The organism is Parafrankia sp. FMc2 (assembly GCF_041008525.1).
In the GTDB taxonomy this organism is placed as follows: Bacteria; Actinomycetota; Actinomycetes; order Frankiales; family Frankiaceae; genus Parafrankia.
Window position 1 is genome coordinate 1 of sequence record NZ_JBFLUG010000409.1, and the last position, 1,233, is coordinate 1,233.

At 60.2% G+C, this 1,233-nt stretch carries 1 protein-coding gene; it reads right to left on the reverse strand.

The genetic code is table 11. The annotated features are described in order from the left end of the window. Positions 1-327: 327 nt before the first annotated feature. A complete protein-coding gene (locus tag AB1460_RS37600; RefSeq protein ID WP_368967341.1) occupies positions 328-822 on the reverse strand; it encodes a hypothetical protein in 495 nt (164 codons plus the stop codon). Positions 823-1,233: the final 411 nt, after the last annotated feature.

A 1,233-nucleotide genomic window follows, 5' to 3' on the forward strand; every position in this document is an offset into this window, starting at 1 on the left:
GGTCGGACTGGCGCCGCAGCCACCAGGCACGCGCCCGCTACTACCACTTCCGAGCCCGGATCCGAGCCAACCAGGCAGACGTCACGCGGGCCGCGACCACGTAAGGATCACTGTTACTGGAGTACTAGGCACGGACACGGCCATCCCTGAGACAAACGGGAGTGCTATTTCACTTGACTTACTGGCGGATTCCCAGCGGACTCCGCCAGTAATAGTCGAATAGACAGGTCCAATGCCGTCAATTTTCACGATGAACGCAACAGCTATAGAAGGCCGACTGTCGCAGAACTGCTCGTAGAATCTCGACAACCACGAGAGCGGTACCGGTCAAACCTCAGCAAGACTGCCGATGGTGGCCACGACGTGGCCACCATCGGCCTCGCAGCGCCATTTCATCGACCCCGGGCCGAGCATGCGGTTGTGCAGTGGACAAGTCGGCCACTCGCGCAGTTCTACCGATACCATGAATTCCTGGACGCACTCAGCGACAGAGTAGACCGCTTCCTCCAATCTTTCCAGAACCTCGCCTTTCATGTCGATTCCTCCGGCATATACGTCACTTCCTCCGGTGTAGTAACTGCCACCCTGAAGCGCAACATAGACCATCACAAACAGGTCTTCAATTTTTTCCGGATCCGGATATTCGCCATCAGCGGTGACCCACTTGAGTCGCAGCTTCCCCAATTGCGGACAAGTGGCATCGACGTCTCTCTGGACGACGCCAAGCGCTCGTTCCATATAGGCGATGGCTTCATCGCCGATAACCTCCACTATCTGGTCGGGCAGGCTTTCACACCAGAGACTTTCCGTGATCTCTCCCATATTCCGGATCATATCCCCATCAGGTTGGGGACTAGAATCGCAGCCCCGGTCCGATCCGACTTCGAGCGTGTCTCACGGCAATCTGGCAGACAGGCGCTCGTAGCGGACGGCGAGCCTGACGGTAGCCATCGATACAGGCACGGGGCCGTGGCCCGGCAAGCCCAGGGCTTCGGCGGGCACTAATGGGACGTACCGGGTCGCGATACGGCAGGCTCGGTGCCGGTAGCCGCCGGTGGGTGAGCACTCTTGGGCACAGGGCCTGCGAGCCCTAGCAACAGACCGTACCCCTGCCGGTGGTCGGGAGAGCGAACTACCGATGGGATGTCGTGGCCGTCGATCGTGACGTGACCACTTGACCATGAGGGCGTGGCCGATCTCCCGTGGGCTGCTGGTTGTGCTGCCGGCGCGGAG